The organism is Paenibacillus cellulosilyticus (genome assembly GCF_003182255.1).
Classification (GTDB): domain Bacteria; phylum Bacillota; class Bacilli; order Paenibacillales; family Paenibacillaceae; genus Paenibacillus_T; species Paenibacillus_T cellulosilyticus.
Map to the genome: position 1 here is coordinate 20,600 of NZ_QGTQ01000017.1, position 17,603 is coordinate 38,202.

9 protein-coding genes are annotated in these 17,603 nt (G+C 52.4%); all 9 read left to right on the plus strand.

Translation table 11 applies throughout. The annotated features are described in order from the left end of the window. Positions 1-32 precede the first annotated feature (32 nt). The 9 genes from DFQ01_RS19095 (at position 33) to DFQ01_RS19135 (ending at position 17,601) form a co-directional block, all read left to right on the plus strand. Complete coding sequence (locus DFQ01_RS19095) at positions 33-929, plus strand: ABC transporter permease (RefSeq protein ID WP_110045508.1); 897 nt, start codon at positions 33-35, stop codon at positions 927-929. 11 nt (positions 930-940) lie between these two features. Then, positions 941-1,819, plus strand: a complete 879-nt coding sequence (locus DFQ01_RS19100) for a carbohydrate ABC transporter permease (protein WP_110045509.1) — start codon at positions 941-943, stop codon at positions 1,817-1,819. A 57-nt stretch (positions 1,820-1,876) separates the two neighbouring features. Then, a complete protein-coding gene (locus tag DFQ01_RS19105; RefSeq protein WP_174812527.1) occupies positions 1,877-3,667 on the plus strand; it encodes a sensor histidine kinase in 1,791 nt (596 codons plus the stop codon). After that, the gene (locus DFQ01_RS19110) at positions 3,624-5,243 is read left to right on the plus strand and encodes a response regulator transcription factor (RefSeq protein ID WP_110045511.1); all 1,620 of its coding nucleotides are present in this window, start codon (positions 3,624-3,626) and stop codon (positions 5,241-5,243) included. The genes DFQ01_RS19105 and DFQ01_RS19110 overlap by 44 nt, the downstream gene beginning before the upstream one ends. Positions 5,244-5,381: 138 nt before the next feature. Continuing rightward, entirely contained in the window at positions 5,382-6,086 is a 705-nt protein-coding gene (locus tag DFQ01_RS19115) for a DNA alkylation repair protein (RefSeq protein WP_110045512.1), read from the plus strand. 451 nt (positions 6,087-6,537) lie between these two features. After that, positions 6,538-14,262 carry an S-layer homology domain-containing protein gene (locus DFQ01_RS19120; RefSeq protein WP_110045513.1) on the plus strand — a complete coding sequence of 2,575 codons (7,725 nt, stop codon included), beginning with the start codon at positions 6,538-6,540 and terminating at the stop codon, positions 14,260-14,262. 84 nt (positions 14,263-14,346) lie between these two features. Continuing rightward, the gene (locus DFQ01_RS19125) at positions 14,347-15,579 is read left to right on the plus strand and encodes a HupE/UreJ family protein (RefSeq protein ID WP_110045514.1); all 1,233 of its coding nucleotides are present in this window, start codon (positions 14,347-14,349) and stop codon (positions 15,577-15,579) included. Between the two features lie 17 nt (positions 15,580-15,596). After that, on the plus strand, positions 15,597-16,652 hold the full coding sequence (locus tag DFQ01_RS19130) for a permease (protein WP_110045515.1): 1,056 nt from the start codon (positions 15,597-15,599) through the stop codon (positions 16,650-16,652). A 13-nt stretch (positions 16,653-16,665) separates the two neighbouring features. After that, positions 16,666-17,601, plus strand: coding sequence for a TIGR03943 family putative permease subunit (locus tag DFQ01_RS19135; protein ID WP_110045516.1), 936 nt, complete (start codon positions 16,666-16,668; stop codon positions 17,599-17,601). Positions 17,602-17,603: the final 2 nt, after the last annotated feature.

A 17,603-nucleotide genomic window follows, 5' to 3' on the forward strand; every position in this document is an offset into this window, starting at 1 on the left:
TCATTTTGTCAGGATAGGAAGGAAGGTGCATCATGGCAGCGTATTGGCGCAAAACGTGGCCGTTTCATTTGCTCTTATTACCGGCTCTAGCCTTGGTTATCGTGTTTCAATATATTCCGCTGTTCGGCGTCGTCATTGCCTTCCAAGATTATGAGCCGTGGCTTGGTATTAAGGGCTCGCCTTGGGTAGGCTTTGAGCATTTCCAATACTTGTTCACGTATCCCGATGGCAAGCAGGTCATATGGAATACGCTGATCATCTCGGCATTCAAATTGATTATTAACTTGATCATTCCAATCGTGTTCGCGCTGCTGCTCAATGAGGTTCGCAAGACGTTGTTCAAGCGGGCAGTGCAGACGTTTGTTTATTTGCCGCACTTTTTGTCCTGGGTTATTCTGGGCGGCATTATGCTCGATATCCTGTCGCCGGAGGGCGGCATCGTCAATCGCCTGTTGAACGCCTTCGGCATCGACAGCATCTTCTTCTTGGGCAATGGCTCGTGGTTCCGGTTCACGGTCGTGCTGAGCGACGTATGGAAGGAATTCGGCTTCTCCGCGATTATTTTCCTAGCTACGCTCGTTGGCATTAATCCGGCACTGTATGAAGCAGCCGAAATCGATGGCGCCTCGCGTTGGCAGCAGGTAATCTCGATTTCCATTCCGCTGATCATGCCGATCGTCATCGTAGTCGCAACGTTGTCGCTTGGTCGGATTCTCGATGCGGGCTTCGATCAGATTCTGAACTTGTACAATCCGCTCGTTTATTCGCATGGCGATATTATCGACACGTTCGTCTATCGCGAAGGCTTGAATAACGGACAATTCAGCTTCGGTACTGCGGTCGGACTGTTCAAATCGTTCATCGGCTTTATTCTGATCGTGATCAGCTACCGACTGGCATTCAAGCTTGCCAACTACCGGATTTTCTAAGGAGGGACACCATGAAATATCGCTCTCGCAGTTATTCTATATTTACGTACTCCAACACGATCTTTCTGACGCTGCTGTCGCTGCTCTGTGTTCTTCCTCTTATTCACGTATTGGCGCTGTCCTTCAGCTCGCGGGCTGCGGCTACGGCGAATATCGTCAACTTCTGGCCGGTCGGTTTTACGACGGATGCCTACGTAAAGACGCTCGGCAACGCCATGTTCCTGAAGTCGCTGTGGATTGGCGTTGAACGGACCGTGCTTGGCGCCGTGCTGTCGATGATCGTCGTCACGATGGCGGCGTACAGCTTGTCGAAGACGAATTATAAGTTCAAGGGGCGCCAAATCTACATCTGGATCTTCGTCTTCACGATGCTGTTCTCGGGCGGACTCATTCCTTCTTATATTTTGATCAGCAAGCTGCACTTGATCGATTCCATCTGGGCGCTTGTGCTTCCGCCGGCCGTCAGCGTATGGAATATGATTCTGATGCTCAACTTCTTCCGTACGATCCCAGAGGATCTGGAGGAAGCGGCCTTCATCGATGGAGCGGGTCATCTACGGGTGCTGTGGAGCGTGTACCTGCCCGTATCAATGCCGTCGATTGCGACGTTGTCGCTGTTCACGATGGTGTCCCATTGGAACTCGTGGTTTGACGGGATGATCTATATGTCCAATCCGGATGGGTATCCGCTAGCGACCTATTTGCACTCTATGATTGTAAGTGACAACCTGTCGCGCATCGGTGTAACATTGGATAGTGTTGAGAATTTCTCCAATCGCACGGTCAAAGCCGCCCAAATCTTCATCGGCGCGCTGCCGATCTTGCTCGTCTATCCATTCCTGCAGAAGTATTTCGTCAAAGGGATCGTCCTTGGCTCGGTGAAATCCTAACCGGATTGTTGCATCGGGCTCTATCATACACTTGAATCGGGGGAGCTCATGTTCAGAATGAGACGTGGACCTGCTGGCAAAATGAATATTTTCACGAAGGTCATGATCGTCATCGTTCTGATGCTCATCCCGATTATTGCCATGTATAATTCCTCGAACAAGACCAGTACCCGTGTTGTCGAGCAAGAGCTGCTGCAAATAAACTTGAACCGGATTCATTTCTTCGTCGAGCAGTTGGATGTGGAGGTGAACCGGCTGTGGCGGGCGGCCTTCGTCATCGCGGCTGATCCGGATACGCTGCAGCTGCAGCTTCGAACTTCCTCCGAACCTGATTACTCCTCGCTGGAGACGAAGCGGGTGCTCCTCCAGAAGCTAGATATGCAATCGACCTCCTTCGAATGGGAGAACGACTTCACCGTCTATTCGCCGTTGTCCGATGTGGTTGCCTCTACGAATATGAAGCAGGTTTACGATTCGGCGTATTTCAAGGACTCGGTCTATGACCGGTGGGATTATCGCGTCGCCTTGACGGATCGAGGGCCGGAGAAAGCGTTCGTCCGCGTGCTGAATACGCCGTTCGAGTCGTTGACGAAGCTGGGTGACCCAAACCTATATGTCGAAGTGACGTTTACAGCGGATAATCTTGTGAAAATGCTAGACCGATTCATGCAGGGCAGCGTCGGTCAGCCGTTTCTCTACCACCCCGGCTTTGATCCGATCATGTCTCGCGAGCTCGACCCCGAGCTGATCAACGCAATGGCGAAGCAGTTCGATACGATGAAGGCCGACAATCCTTCCGAAGGCTCGGTCACGATTACCTTCCAGGATGAACCTTATCTCGTTAATTACGTGGCATCCTCTTCGCTGGGCTGGTATTTGGTAGATTTCCAACCGATGCAGAAGGTGCTGCAGCCGATCAATCATAGCAAGCTGACGTTTTATGCCGCGGGCCTGCTGCTGCTGTTGATGGGCAGTGCAAGCGCGGCGCTGCTCTACCGCAATGTGCAGAAGCCGATCAATGATCTCATTCGAGGCGTAAAGTCGCTCCGGCGAGGGGCGTACGATCATCGGATTAAAAGTGGACCGAACAACGAATTTCACTATTTGATCGAGCAGTTCAACCTCATGTCGGAAGATATTCAGACGCTGATTGATAAGGTGTATGCGGAGCAGCTGAGCGCCAAGGAGTCCTCGCTGAAGCATCTGCAGGCGCAGATCAATCCTCATTTTCTCTACAATAACTTCGCATATATTCAAAGCATGGCGCAGCTGGATCGGACGAAAGTCATCATCGCCTTCACGCAGCATCTAAGCCAATATTATCGATATACGACGCGGACCGAGCAGCAATTAACGATGCTGGCTGAAGAGATGGACCTCATCCGCAACTATCTAGAGATTCATCGGATGCAGTCGGAGCGGCTGCATTTTCACGAACAGATTGATGAAGATATGCTGTCGATTCTACTGCCGCGGCTGCTGTTCCAGCCGCTGGTCGAGAACGCGATCGTGCATGGCATGGAAGGAAAGCGAGGGCAATTCGAAATTGTCATCACAGGCAGAAGGATAGAGGGCGGCTGGGAGCTCATCGTGGAAGATAACGGCGTTGGAATGAAGCAGGGGGATTTGCTTGCGTTGAGGCACTCCCTGTCCTTACAGGCGAGCGCGGATCACAGCCTTGGGCTGCGCAATGTGCATCAGCGGCTTAAACATTATTACGGTGCATCATCGGGACTGGTAATCGAACATTCTTCTCTGGGAGGGCTTCGTGTAGGGCTGGTGATAAAGACGGAGGTGATTGACGATGCTGGAGGTTCTGATCGTAGACGATATACCCTCTCAAGTTGACAGTATCGCCGCAACCATTCCGAAGGACGAGCTTGGGATTGGCACCATTCATAAGGCCTATTCCGGCGAGGAAGCGCTGCAGCTCTATCGGGAGCATAACATCCACATTGTCATTACCGATATTCGGATGCCGGAGATGAGCGGCGTTGAGCTCATTCGAGAGATCCGTGAGATGGGGCGCAAAGCCAAAATTATCGTCATTTCGGGGTATGCGGATTTTGAATATGCGCAAAGCGTAGTGCCTTACAATACATCCGGTTATTTGATGAAGCCGGTGAACCCGGATCAACTGCGGGTGACGTTGGGACAATTATCGGAAGATATCGCGAATGAGCGAAAATTGCAGCAACAGCAGCAGCGTGACACTTATGCGCTCCGTGAGAGCCTTCCCGTGCTGCGCAACGAGCTGCTTAATCGGCTGTTGTACGGTAACGCCGGAATTCCGCTCGCCGAACTGGAACGGAAGCTGTTCCTACTCAATGTTCCTTTTCCGCTGCATCAGAAGGTAGGCTTGTTCATCGTGAGGCTGGAGGGCAAGCTGCAGCAGTATGAACGGCTCGATAGAGAGCTGATTGAATATGCGGTTACGAATATGGCGGAAGAGCTGTTCCGAGACGACTTTCATTTGTGGTTCTGCCGCGATCATAACGAATACCTCGTCTTTCTCGTGACGTCGAAGGATTCGAGCTGCAACCGAGGCCAATCGCTTTGTCATGTGATGGACGTTCAGGCGGCAGCGCTGAAGAAGAAGGCAGAGGCGCTCTTGAACGGGTCGATTTCGATTATATTGGCGCAGAACTGGTCGAGCTTCCCTGAAGGGGTACCGGAATTATACCGCTCGGTCATCGATGGGATGCGGATGGTTGAAGAAGAGCGGCAGAGCGTCTTTCTGCGGTTCGCGGGCAAGCTCGACCAGGTTCGGATCGGGACGTTGACGGCGCTGTATCGGCCGCCGCTCCTCATTCATTTGCTCGATACGGGCAATTGGGCGCAAGCGGAGGAGAAGCTGATCGAGATCTTCGCTGAGCTGAAGAGCGTCAATTATCCACCGGAGCATGCGAATGAGGCGTATTTCGCTATTGCAAACGCGTATCAGTATATGGCGCATAAGAGAGGAAAGCTGCTTAGCGAGATTGGCGCTTCTTCCTTCGGTCTAATGCCGGCTGCACCATCACTAAGCAAGCTGGAGAAGTGGGCATTCATGATGCTTGGCAATTTGAGAGAGCAATCGGCAGATACATCCGACAAGTCGAAAGGGTTAGTCGATAAGGTGCATGCCTTCATCGAGAAGAACATCAACGATAATCTGTCGCTGCAGACGATCGCGTCGCATGTTAATCTGCATCCCGCGTACTTGTCGCGAGCGTATCGAGCGGAGACGGGGAACAATCTGAGCGACTACATCCTGCGTTATCGGATGGAGCTGGCTTCGTATTTGCTGCGCAGCAGCGATAAGAAGATTTACGAGGTTGCCCAAGTCGTCGGGTACCAAGCTGTGCCGCATTTTATTAAGCTGTTCAAGGCATTCACGAACATGACACCGCAGGAATTCCGCGATCGGGCAGGGGTGAATTGACGAAAGGTTTCAAGACTGTGTAATAAACCGTCAGCAGCTGCTGTCGGTTTTTTTTGCCTAAACGATGCTTTATGGACGATACTAGAGAGTAGAAGACATGCTGGTATGAAGTGGACAAGACGAAAGGAGCACCTACCAATGAACGCACAAGAGGTTATGCAAGGACTTGAAGCGCTGAGCAAGGAACGTCTGAAGAAAATGTACATGTCCAATGGTGCGCATGAGCCGCTGTTTGGCGTGGCGACGGGCGAGATGAAGCCGATGGTGAAGAAGATTAAGATCGATCAAGCGTTAGCGGACGAGCTGTATGCTACAGGAAACTATGACGCGATGTATTTCGCGGGTATTATCGCAGATCCGAATGGCATGACGGAGACGGATTACGATCGCTGGATGGATGCGGCGTACTTTTATATGCTGTCTGACTTTGTCGTGGCTGTTACGCTGTCAGAGGCAGATATTGCGCAGCAGGTTGCGGACAAATGGATTGCAAGCGGCGACGAGCTGCGAATGTCGGCGGGCTGGAGCTGTTACTGCTGGATGTTAGGCAATCGGAAGGACAATGCGTTCGAAGAGAGCAAGATCGCAGCCATGCTCGAAACGGTGCGCAATACGATTCATGACGCGCCGCTGCGCGCGAAGTATTCAATGGCGAACTTCTTGTACACCGTGGCGGTATCCTATGTGCCGCTTCATGCTAAGGCGGTGGAGACCGTCGAGGCCATTGGGCCAGTTGAGGTCGTCAATAATGGCAAAGCCAGTTTCTTGAGCACGGCTGCTAATATTCAGAAAGTAATCGATAAGAATCGACTTGGTTTCAAACGTAAACATGTAAGGTGCTAATCTGCCGCTAATCGAAAAGTCGTGTTGATAGAGGGCTTCCTCTGTTAACACGGCTTTTTTGCTATCACGCCTATTGTTGTGGTGTTGTAAAGACAGTTGTTCGGTTTCAAGAAATAAACAACAAGAACGACAAAAGCTTAATATTGTGATGACATTTGTCGAAATGTACGGTGCTATACTCGCGAAGGAGGCTGGACGTACGAGTAACATGCGACACGATTAATAGAAGAAAGGAGTATTCACTTGCTGCTAGTGAATAGCAATAGCAAAGCCGCAATCCGTTAGCTTTTGGCGGGGCGCACGGATCACGGCTTTAGAAGAAACCGGCTTATCGGCGGTTTATTTGCCGTTGATAAGCAAGTCTTGTTTTATTTTACCACAGGAAAGCACGGCCTACCTCTCTGTAGAACTACCATTTTTTATAACGAAATGATTGAACGGAGGCGTACGAGTGGGTTACGCGATTTTAAGAAATAAACGGATATTTGGCATCGTTCTGTCCGTCATGCTCGTTCTATCGATGCTGCAACCAGCGAGTCTCATGTCGCAGGCAGCGGCAGCTTCGGATGTAACATTGGCGAAGTGGGACGGAACAGGTACGGGCTCTAACGCAGCTGTAGATCTTCCGGCTAACGCAAGCGTTACGCTCGATATCAATAAGGATAAGAAGCTGACGACAACAGCGACGACGGTTGGATTCTCCAACGACAAATCGGAACCTGCAATGTCGGTTGTTAACGGAAGTGGATGGGCAGTAGGCGGCTACTGGCAAGTATCTCTCGTTACGACGGGTTATTCGAACTTGAAGGTATCGTCGGTGCAGAGGGGATCGAATACAGGGCCGAGAGATTTCAAGCTTCAAGTCAGCTCGGACCTTGCGAACTGGACGGATGTGGATGGTGGAGCTGTCACGGTACAGAACGACTGGACGACCGGCGTACTGAACAATGTGGCGCTGCCTTCCACAGCGGACAATCAAGCGATGCTCTATCTGAGATGGACGCTTGTCGACAATATTTCTGTTCGTGCGGGTACAGGCTCGTATTCGGCAACAGAGGCTTTTCAGTCTGGCGGCACGAGCCAGATCGAGAACATCATCGTAATAGGTGATTCGACGGACTCGTCAACAGGAAATGGCGGCGATGGCGGTAACGGAAGCAATGGCGGCGATACCGGAACGGGTACGCAGTCATCAACAGCTCCGGCTGCTGCTAAGATTACGTTCGTAGATGACTATATGACGCTGAGCGGTGAGATCGGAGCGGTTCCGGCGAATGCGGTCATTAACGTCTATGATGCAGCTAATGCATCACTGGGCCAAACGACGGCGAATGCAGACGGCTCCTTCACGCTTACCATTACGAATCCGACGCATGAGGGTACGGTATTCGTCTCCGCGACGGAAGCGGACAAAGAAGAGAGTACGAAGGTAAGCGTATCGGTTGGTCAGACGACGGCTCCGAACGCTGCCAAGATTACGTATGCCAGCTACGCGACCGTATCGGGAACGACTGGTGCAGTTACGGGCGGTTCGACTGTCGATGTCTATCTGGCAGATGGAACGACATCGGCTGGCACAACGGTTGCTGCGGCGGACGGCTCCTTCACGGCTAGCCTTACGAATGCGGATGGCAATTCGAAAGTTTTCGTAACGGCTAAAGCAGCGAACAAGCTTGTCAGCGCAAAGGTGGGCGTTGATTTTGCAATCGTAAACGCAGCTAAAGCGAATCCTGGCGACGTCGTCTTCAGCATGCTGAACGTCAGTGGTACGGCGAACGGCGTGTACAAGAACAAGTTCTTCGAGCTGCACAATCGCACCGATCATGATATCAGCCTGAAAGGCTGGGTTGTAGAATACAGTGCATTGACGACGCCAAAAACGTCGGGGTCGGGCACGACGCTTACCGGCACGATTAAAGCACACGGCTATTATCTGGTGTCTGGCGCGGCCAACACCAATGGTGCATCGGCTCTTCCGGTGACGGCAGACGATGTCGGCTCACTGGGACCAAATGCAGGTTCCTCAGGCGGCGGCATCATGATTCTGACGCAGGCATCAACAGCGACAACAGATCCGAGCAATGAGAACATCGTTGACCTGGTGGCTTACGGCAGTGCATCCTCGTACTTCGACGGTAAAACGTTCGTATGGGGAACGCCGTTTGTAGCTTCGGATATCGCCAGCGGCGTGATGATTCGTAAAACCGAGATCGGTTCGGACCCGCGTGCCGCGTTTGGATTGCGCAGCGGTGCTTACTTCACGAAGGACCCGTCCAAAGATTTCGTGACCTTCGTACCGAAAGTACCGTCGGCACCATCCGAAATCGTAGTGAAAAACGCCTCTTATAAAGAAGCGCCTGTCGCTTCTGCGATTACATTCGACGGTGCAGCATCGGTAATCGGTACGGCGGATTCCGTCGTGGCGAGCTCCTCGGTGAAGGCTTATGCCTACGTTGATGGTGTATTCCAGTCTGTCGGCCAAACGACGGCAGGTGTGAATGGCGCCTTCAATATGACGATTGCGAATACGACAGGCATTCAATCGGTCTATATCACGCATACGTATGCGAGTGTGGAAAGTGACTATACGCGTATCGATGCATCGGCTTACGCGAAACCGACAGTTACGTCCATTAGCGATGTACGCGCTTCGGATTCGAACGGTATGGCACAACAAGTCGGTTACTCGACCACTGTAGAAGGTGTAGTGACGACGGCTAACGGTGTGCTTGGCACGGAGTCAACGAGCTTCTATATGCAAGATGCAACGGGCGGCATTAACGTAATTGCCGGCGCAGCACCAAGCGCTGCAATAACGGCAGGCCACAAAGTGAAGGTAACAGGTACGATCGTATTCACAGCAGGTATGGTTCAGCTTCAAGCGTCTTCCATCGTAGATGAAGGCGATCAAGGCGAGCCAACGGCTGCGACGGTTACACTCGCACAAGCAGCTTCGGCGGCAGTAATGGAACCACTCGAAGGCAAGCTTGCTGCAATCAAGGGTACGGTTACCAATACGGCTGCTTCCGGTACGGATACAGACGTGACGATTACGGACGATGAGAGCAATACGTTTATCGTCAGAGTCACAGCGGGTTCAGGTATCGATATGTCGGGCAATACGATCGAGCGGAACGAGACGTATACGTTCACTGGCATTGTCAGTCAGTCCGATCGCGTGAATCCATACGACAGCGGTTATCGCTTGATGCCTCGCAGCGCAGCGGATGTAAAGGGTGAGCTTCAGTTCAGCCATACACCGCTTGAGAAAGCTTATACAGGAATCGACGTCAGCTTCGAAGCTATGGCGAAGTTCGCAGATTCCGTGACGCTCTATTACAAAGGAGCAGCTGCCGACAACTATCGTTCCATTACGTTGACTTCGGCGGATTTGGTGCATTACAACGGCCATATTCTACAAGCTGATGTACCAACGACAGGCAAGCTTTACTATTACATGGAAGCCGTATCCGGTACGACAAAGCTTGGTTCAGGCAGCAGTGATGAGCCGATTGTTATCGATATCGTGGAAGATGCGGACGGTCCTGCCATCACAAGCCTGTCGCCTGCGGAAGGCGATACGCTCGAAACGCAGCATCCGGCGATTTCCGCATCGTACAACGATCCAAGCGGTATTGATTATTCGAACGCAACGCTGAAGATCGACGAGGTCGATTTTACGCCGAAAACGACGTTCACAGCGACGCAAGCGACGCTGACATTAACCTCAGATGATGATTTATCGATTGGCAGTCATACGGTAGAGCTGACGATTAAAGATGCACTCGGCAACACAACCGTTAAGACATGGACATTTAAGATTGAGGAAAAATTCACGGGCGGCAATCACTACTACGGTACGACGCATAACCATACGAACATCTCGCATGACGCGCACGGCGATCCACAAACGGCGCTCGATCAGGCGAAGTATTATGGTTACGACTATTTTGCATTCTCTGACCACTCCCATGATATCGATTCTGCGATTCGGGGAACGACAGCGGATACGGCCTCCCATGGCGGTATGCCTGAACGTAAAGGCGGCGACAGCTGGGCACTGACGAAGTCGCTGGCACAATCCAATACGGTTAACGGTCAATTCGTCGTATTCCCGGCATTCGAGATGACGTCGACTACGTGGGGTCACTCGAACGTATTCGGTACGGAGAACTTCATTGACCGCGTTGAAGACGGCGGCGCTTATCAGGACCTGGACAAGTATTACTCGTGGGTCATGACGTACGACGACATCGTCGCACAATTCAATCATCCGAATGCGCCGACAGGCTCGTTCAACAGCTTCTTGCCTTACAACAAGCAGGTAGACAAGCTGTTTACACTGTTCGAGGTTGGTAATGGCTCGGGTAACTACGCTTACGTCAACTTGGATAGCTTGTACTTTGCAGCACTCGACATCGGCTGGCATGTCGCACCAACCTTCGGTGAGGACAACCATGATGCTACTTGGGGTCAGACGAAGAAACGTACAGTCATCGTAGCCAAAGATTTGTCTACGGACTCGCTCATGGACGCCATGCGCAACATGCGTGTCTACATGACGGAAGATCCAAATGCAAAGCTGGACGTTACGGCGAACGGCTGGTACATGGGCTCTACGGTAGACAGCAAAACGCTCAACTTCAACATCACAGGCAGTGACGACGTGTTGGAGGATAAATCCGACCCGCATTACAGCTACATGACGACGACATCCAACGATAACATTGCCAAAGTTGAACTGATTACGAATGGCGGCGTTGTTGCAGCAACGTATACGCCGACGTCGGCATCGACTTCATTCAACTGGACACCAACGGTTACGGCTGCTGGCGGACAACAATGGTTCGTTGTTCGCGTGACGCAAGCGGACGGAGACCGGATCTACTCCTCGCCATTGTGGTCGCAGGAAGAGCCTGTCGCTGTGAAGGTTGGTACCGTCACGGCAGCAGAAGGTGCGATCATCGGCGGGAACTCCGCGACGCTGAACGCATCGATCAGCAACCAAGGCACGGAAGACATCACGGGTGCGACGGTTGCATTCTATTACGATCAACAGGACAGCGGCCATCTGATCGGTCAGACGACGATTGACAAGCTGGAAAGCGGCAAGTCGACGACGGCAAGTGTTGTTTGGAGCAGTCCAGAGTCTGGCAGCCACGACATTATCGTTGTTCTGACGACAGCAGACAAGACGCTGACCGAGTATCATCAGACGTTCTCCATTAAAGCGCCGCTCGGTAAGAAAATTCTGATCGACGCTTCGAAGAATAACGAGAACACGACGAAGGACACCGGCACTTACAAGGACAACTTGAAGTCGTTCACGACTCAGATGAAGCTTCAAGGCTATACGGTTGCCGAGAACACAGCGACTACTATTACGGATGCTGCGCTTGCGGATGCATCGGTGCTGTACATTACGCACCCTGCAACGGCATACAGCACAGACGAGATCGCGGCAATCAAGAAATTCGTTGATGCAGGCGGCTCGCTCTGGTTGACGGAGAAAAGCAACTATGGCAGCAGCATTTCGAACCAGAACCTGAATCCGATTCTGACGGCAATCGGCTCCTCGATCGTTGTGAATAACGACGAAGTGGTCGATGAGACGACGGACGGCAACTTCTGGACAACGCCATTGTCATCCAATTATTCCGTTCGTCTGCATCCGAGTCCGGTAAGCAATTACTTGACGGACTTCGTGTCGACGATTGAGTTCTACAGCGGAGCGAGCTTGGCGAAAAATGATGGATCGGCCAAAGGAGCACTGACCAACAGCGATACCGTGACGATTCTCGCTAGCGGCAATGAATCCACGTTCCAGCTGACATCGCAGATTAAGAGCGATACGTACACGTACAACGCTTCGACTTCTCCGGCTCCTGCGGATTTGACAGGCGGCTCGGCGATTCCGGTTATCGCCTCGGAGACGGTAGGCGCCGGAAGAGTCATTGTTTCGGGTATGAACATTTTCAACGATAAGCAAATGGATGAAAGCTACAATGCGAAGGGCAATAACGAGTTCGCACTGAATGCAATGAACTGGCTTGCGCACCGCGAGACGGTCGTTAGCTCGATTGCAGAGGCACGTGCGCTGCCAGTTGGCACGGATGTTGTCGTTCAAGGTACGGTAACGACGGATTCGGAAGTATTCTTCGATGCCTTCTATCTGCAAGACGCAACGGGCGGCGTCATGGCGTTCAACGAGCTCCCTGAGCATACGCTCTCTCTGGGAGATGTTGTACGGGTATACGGTCATATTAGCGTATTCGAGAACAACATCGAGCTCGAGTTCAATGGCTTCACGAACAGCGTTGTGAAGGTTAGCGCTGGAACACCACTTGAGCCGAAGCTGGTTAGTACGCATGATGCGACAGTGGGCAGTAATGTAGGCGAATTGGTGAAGGTAGTCGGAACCGTAACTTCGATTCCTGACAGCACTTCTTATGTCATCGACGATGGCAGCGGTCCGGTTCTTGTGTTCGCGGACGGTTACATTATCGACCAGAGCGGTCCGATTCCAGTTCTGCAAGTGGGAGAAACGCTGCAAGCAGTCGGATTGTCCGGCGGATTCTCCGGCGGCATGCGGATTCGTGTTCGTGACACGAAGGAATTGTCCAAAGGCGAGTCTGTTGATCCGACAGACCCGACAGAACCAACGGATCCAACCGATCCAACAGACCCGACAGATCCAACCAATCCAATTGAGCAGACAGCAACGGATGTTGCAGCGGCACTGACAAGTCTGACAGCACCTGCGAAGGATGCAACGACATGGACGCTGCCAGCTGCACCAAGCGGATTCACGTACACGATCAAGAGCGTGACGCCAGCAGGTGTCATTGCAACGAATGGCAAAGTGACACCTCCGACCGCAGCGACAACCGTTCAAGTTGTTGTAACGGTTACGAGAACGTCGGATCAGACGACAGCGGATACGGCACCAATCTCGGTGACGGTACCTGCGAAGACGTCTTCAAGCACGGGTGGAACGATTATCAGTGGTGGCAATAGCGACAACAGCGACAACAGCGGCTCGACTGGAACGACCGATACACCGAAGGATGTTACGGTGGTCACAGCTGCAATGCTGCAGCAATCCAGCGGTGAAACGACTGCAGTTCTTGATCCAGGCACGACAGGATTCAGCCTGCCTGGTAACGCATCCGATCTGCTTGGCAGCCATCCATTGGTGCTGCAAGCGGGCAATGTTGAGCTGCAGCTGCCTTCGAGCGTAATCAGTCAATTGACGTCCCAAGTATCTGGAACGGATCTTGCGAAGGGAACGATCGCTCTCCAAATGACACCGCTCAGCTCAAGTGATGCTAACAAGGCAATTACGAGCGGCGAGAGCAGCAACCATTCGGTGATCCAGGTCGAAGGACAGATCTATGAATTCAGCCTCACCTTCACATCGGCATCCGGAGAAGTGAGGAAGCTGACGCAATTCAAGGAGCCAATCACGATTACGATCAAGGTTGATCCTTCGGTTGTAGCTGCGAATCCTGGCCTGTTCGGCATCTACTACATCGGAGATGACGGCGAGCTGGCGTACATCGGCGGCGAATACGCAGACGGTTCGATGACGGCGCAGATCAGCCACTTCAGCAAGTATGCGGTTCTGAAAGTAACGCATAGCTTTACCGATGTGCTTCCGACATCGTGGGCGTACAACGTTATCCAAGAGATGACAGCGAAGCAAATCGTGAACGGTACGAGCGCTACGACCTTCGAACCGAATCGAGCGATTACGCGCGGTGAATTCACGAAGCTGCTGGTGAATGCGCTCAGGCTGACAGGCTCGACGGACAAAACGTTCTCGGACGTGTCCCGTACAGCTTACTACGCGGAGCCGATCGCGATTGCTTACAGCAATGGCATCGTTACTGGCCGTACAGCGACGACGTTCGATCCGAACGGACTCATCACGCGTGAAGAAATGGTCGTCATGATGATGAAGGCTTACGCCGTCATCAAAGGCCAAACAATCGATACGGTGAACGAATCTCCGTTCGCGGATATCGGCAAAGTATCAAGCTGGGCAACGAAATACGTGAACGCGGCGGCGAAGCTCAAGCTGGTCAATGGGCGTTCGGCGAACCAGTTCGTGCCGAAAGGCAACACGTCCCGCGCTGAAGCGGTACAAGCCATCTACAACTTGATGCAGCAATAACGCAATTGGAAGCAAGGCAGGGTGCCGCGCCGCCGGCTCGGCGCCCTGCTCCTTGTTTTTCAACGATTCGAGGAGGTTAGCGACGTGTCTGTGCACAGATTAGGTAAGCTATTCGCAGGAATAGGGGGAATTGCAGCGCTTGCTCTTGCAGCGTTGTCGTTTCCTGCATCAGCATCCGCACACGCATATAGCGCAAGCTATACGACGTTAGAAATGACGAAGTCGGGTACCGTGGTCACTTATGCGATTGATGAATTGTCCGTCATCGAATGGGTGGGCGGCGATACGAACGAGAACAACATGCTGGAGCCGGAGGAGTTCGAAGCGGACAAGGCGCCTTTTGCCGAAGTGTTCAATAAGAACGTCACGCTCAAGATTGGTGGACAAGTACAGGAGCCCATTGAGATCGAGAACTACTACCTGGATCGCAAAGGCGATGCTACACAGGTCATTATGCAAGTGCGTTATCCAGCCCCTTCAGGAGGCCAATCTATCGCACTTTCGGATAAGCTGTACGAGACCGATGCGAAGACGAATTACGTCAATTTGTTAACGATCAAATATGGCTCCGGCCAGAGCACCGCAGCTTTATCCGGCGGCGATCGGAATTGGGCGATGCAAGTAACGGACGATGAGTTCGCAGCATTGCCAGCAGATATGCAAGATGGGCAAGCAGCATCTTCTTCGAGCGGCGAGGGTCAAGCGGATGTGACACCAGTGGAGACTGCTGCGGCAGATGCCTCGACTACAGAGAGCAGCCACAGTGCAACTGCAGGCTGGTACTCCTTCTTCAAATTAGGCATGCATCATATTCTCGGCGGCTACGACCATCTGCTTTTCTTGTTCTCTCTGCTCATTGCTAGACAGACGCTGAAGCAGCATCTCGTGATGATCACCGCGTTTACTGTGGCGCACAGCATTACGTTAACCTTGACGGTTCTCGGCTGGATCAGCGTTCCGGGCAGCTTCGTGGAGCCGATGATTGCTTTGAGCATTTGTTATGTGGCCATCGACAATATGGTTCGTCCGCAAGTCAGCTATCGATGGATGCTGACGTTTATGTTCGGCCTCATTCATGGCATGGGCTTCGCAGATATTCTAGTCGGCATGAACATTCCTCGCAAAGAGATGGGCGTCGATCTGGTCAGCTTCAATCTAGGCATTGAGACGGTGCAATTAGCGATTGTATTCATCGCGCTTCCGCTGCTGCTGCTCTTGCATCGCTATAAGCATTCAAGAAAATTCGTGTTGGCAGGCTCTAGCACAGCTTTGTTACTGGGCGGGATGTGGCTCGTTGAACGGGTATTCATCGGTTAACTTGGGAGTGTGAACGTATGGAGAATACAGCGGTACAACGGAAGCCGGCGTCCTCACGGGCGAATCTGTTTGCAGGGGTAAGCCTGCTCATCATTCTCGTGCTTTATTTGTTCTCTAGCAAAGCGCCAGCCACATGGCTCGCGCATCCGAAGCTTCAATTGTTCAAGACGTTGTTCATCAGCATTATGCTGGAAGCGATGCCTTTCATTCTGATCGGCGTCATCATCTCCGCACTCTTGCATGTGTACGTTTCGGATGCGATGATTCGCCGCTTTATTCCTTCGAATCCGTTGCTAGGTATTCTAACGGCAACGGTGCTGGGCATCCTATTCCCGATCTGCGAATGCGGGATGGTGCCGGCGATTCGCAATCTCATTCGCAGAGGGATGCCGACGCATGTGGCGGCGACCTTTATCTTAGTGGGACCGATCATTAACCCGATCGTCTTCTGGTCAACCTTTACCGCCTTCCGCGGCCGCCCCGAAATGGCGTATACGCGTATGGGGCTTGCTTTTGTCATCGCCTTCATCGTTGGTTTCATTGTATATCGGGTAGTGAAGTACGACCCCTTGCGGGAAGCGAAGGCGGCTCCAGCCGTTCATTCGCACGCCCATCATCATCATCAGCATGATCATCAACATGACGCTAACCATGAACATCCTCACGCTCACCGCTCCGGCCGATTGGCCGAGATCATGGGGCACGCGGTCAGCGAATTTTTCGATATGGGCAAGTTTCTATTAATCGGTGCCGTACTGGTCGGACTTCTCCAAACCTTCGTATCGAATGCCGATCTGATGACGCTGGGGCAGGGTGCGGGAAGCTCGAACCTGCTCATGATGGGTCTGGGCTTCATGCTGTCGCTATGCTCCACATCGGACGCATTCGTCGCACAATCGTTCCAGACGACTTTCCATGGAGGGGCGCTGCTGGCCTTCATGGTGTTTGGTCCTATGATGAATTTGAAGAGCCTGTTCATGATGCTCGCTGTGTTCAAAATGAAATTCGTGCTGCTCATCGGCGGCTGCGTAACCGTGCTTGTATACGTTGGTTCGCTGCTGTTGATGAATTGAGGAGGGGATCACAATGTCACGCTGGAAGCCCGCGCATGCCGAAGCCTTTGACCATGCGTTCCGAGGTGTTATTTTGATCGGATTCGCTGCGCTGATCATTATTTTGTGGCAAACCGGTGATATGCTGCTCTACATTGCGCCTAACGTGGTGCCTTACGTCGTTGCGGCATCGGTTGTATTGCTCGTATTGGCTGTTTCTCAGTTCCGTCTTGCCGCGCTGTCTCTTTGGCAGCGGGTCATCGTCTGTGATTGCGGACACGAGCATGAGTCGGACAATGCTGATCATAATCATGAGCGGTCGAATCGGCTGCTTCGGAAGGTCGGCGTATACGGTCTATTCCTGCTGCCTTTGCTGCTCAGCGCAGCACTGCCAAGCACGGCGTTCGCCGGCTCGCTGGCCGTTAATAAAGGGATGAACATGGGAGCATCGGTTCCTATCGATGACGGCAAAGCCGACATGGAGCTCGTCGAGCTCGAAGGCAATGTTGATCCTGGGCTCAAGGAGCTGTTCCGCACACAGCCCTACAACCTCGATTATGCGAAGCTTGGCATGCTGCTCTATCAGCAGGATACGATCGAGATGAAGGACCAGTGGTTCATTGAGAAGCTTGAGGCGATCAATCGGTTCGTGGACAACTTCCAAGGCAAAACCATTACGATCACAGGCTTCGTCTACCGAGACAAGCAGCTGGCCGGCGGCCAATTGATCGTCGGCAGAATGGCCATGACCCACTGTATTGCGGACATTGCGCCTTACGGCATGATCGTCGAGCTGCCGGACGCGGATGCTTACCCGGATGACGCATGGATTACCGTAACGGGCACCATTGGCAAGACGCAGCTGGGTGAGCGTCAGATTATGAAGATCGTCGCCACGAGCATCGAAGAGGCGCAGCCTTCGGCGGTGCCTTATGTGTATCCGGATAATGATTTTGCATCGAAAATATAACG

Excerpts from the sequence above, each read along its gene's own strand:
- DFQ01_RS19095 (WP_110045508.1), top strand. The coding sequence starts at position 33 with ATGGCAGCGTATTGGCGCAAAACGTGGCCGTTTCATTTGCTCTTATTA.
- DFQ01_RS19110 (WP_110045511.1), top strand. The coding sequence starts at position 3,624 with ATGCTGGAGGTTCTGATCGTAGACGATATACCCTCTCAAGTTGACAGT.
- DFQ01_RS19115 (WP_110045512.1), top strand. The coding sequence starts at position 5,382 with ATGAACGCACAAGAGGTTATGCAAGGACTTGAAGCGCTGAGCAAGGAA.
- DFQ01_RS19135 (WP_110045516.1), top strand. The coding sequence starts at position 16,666 with ATGTCACGCTGGAAGCCCGCGCATGCCGAAGCCTTTGACCATGCGTTC.
- DFQ01_RS19130 (WP_110045515.1), top strand. The coding sequence starts at position 15,597 with ATGGAGAATACAGCGGTACAACGGAAGCCGGCGTCCTCACGGGCGAAT.
- DFQ01_RS19105 (WP_174812527.1), top strand. The coding sequence starts at position 1,877 with ATGAGACGTGGACCTGCTGGCAAAATGAATATTTTCACGAAGGTCATG.
- DFQ01_RS19100 (WP_110045509.1), top strand. The coding sequence starts at position 941 with ATGAAATATCGCTCTCGCAGTTATTCTATATTTACGTACTCCAACACG.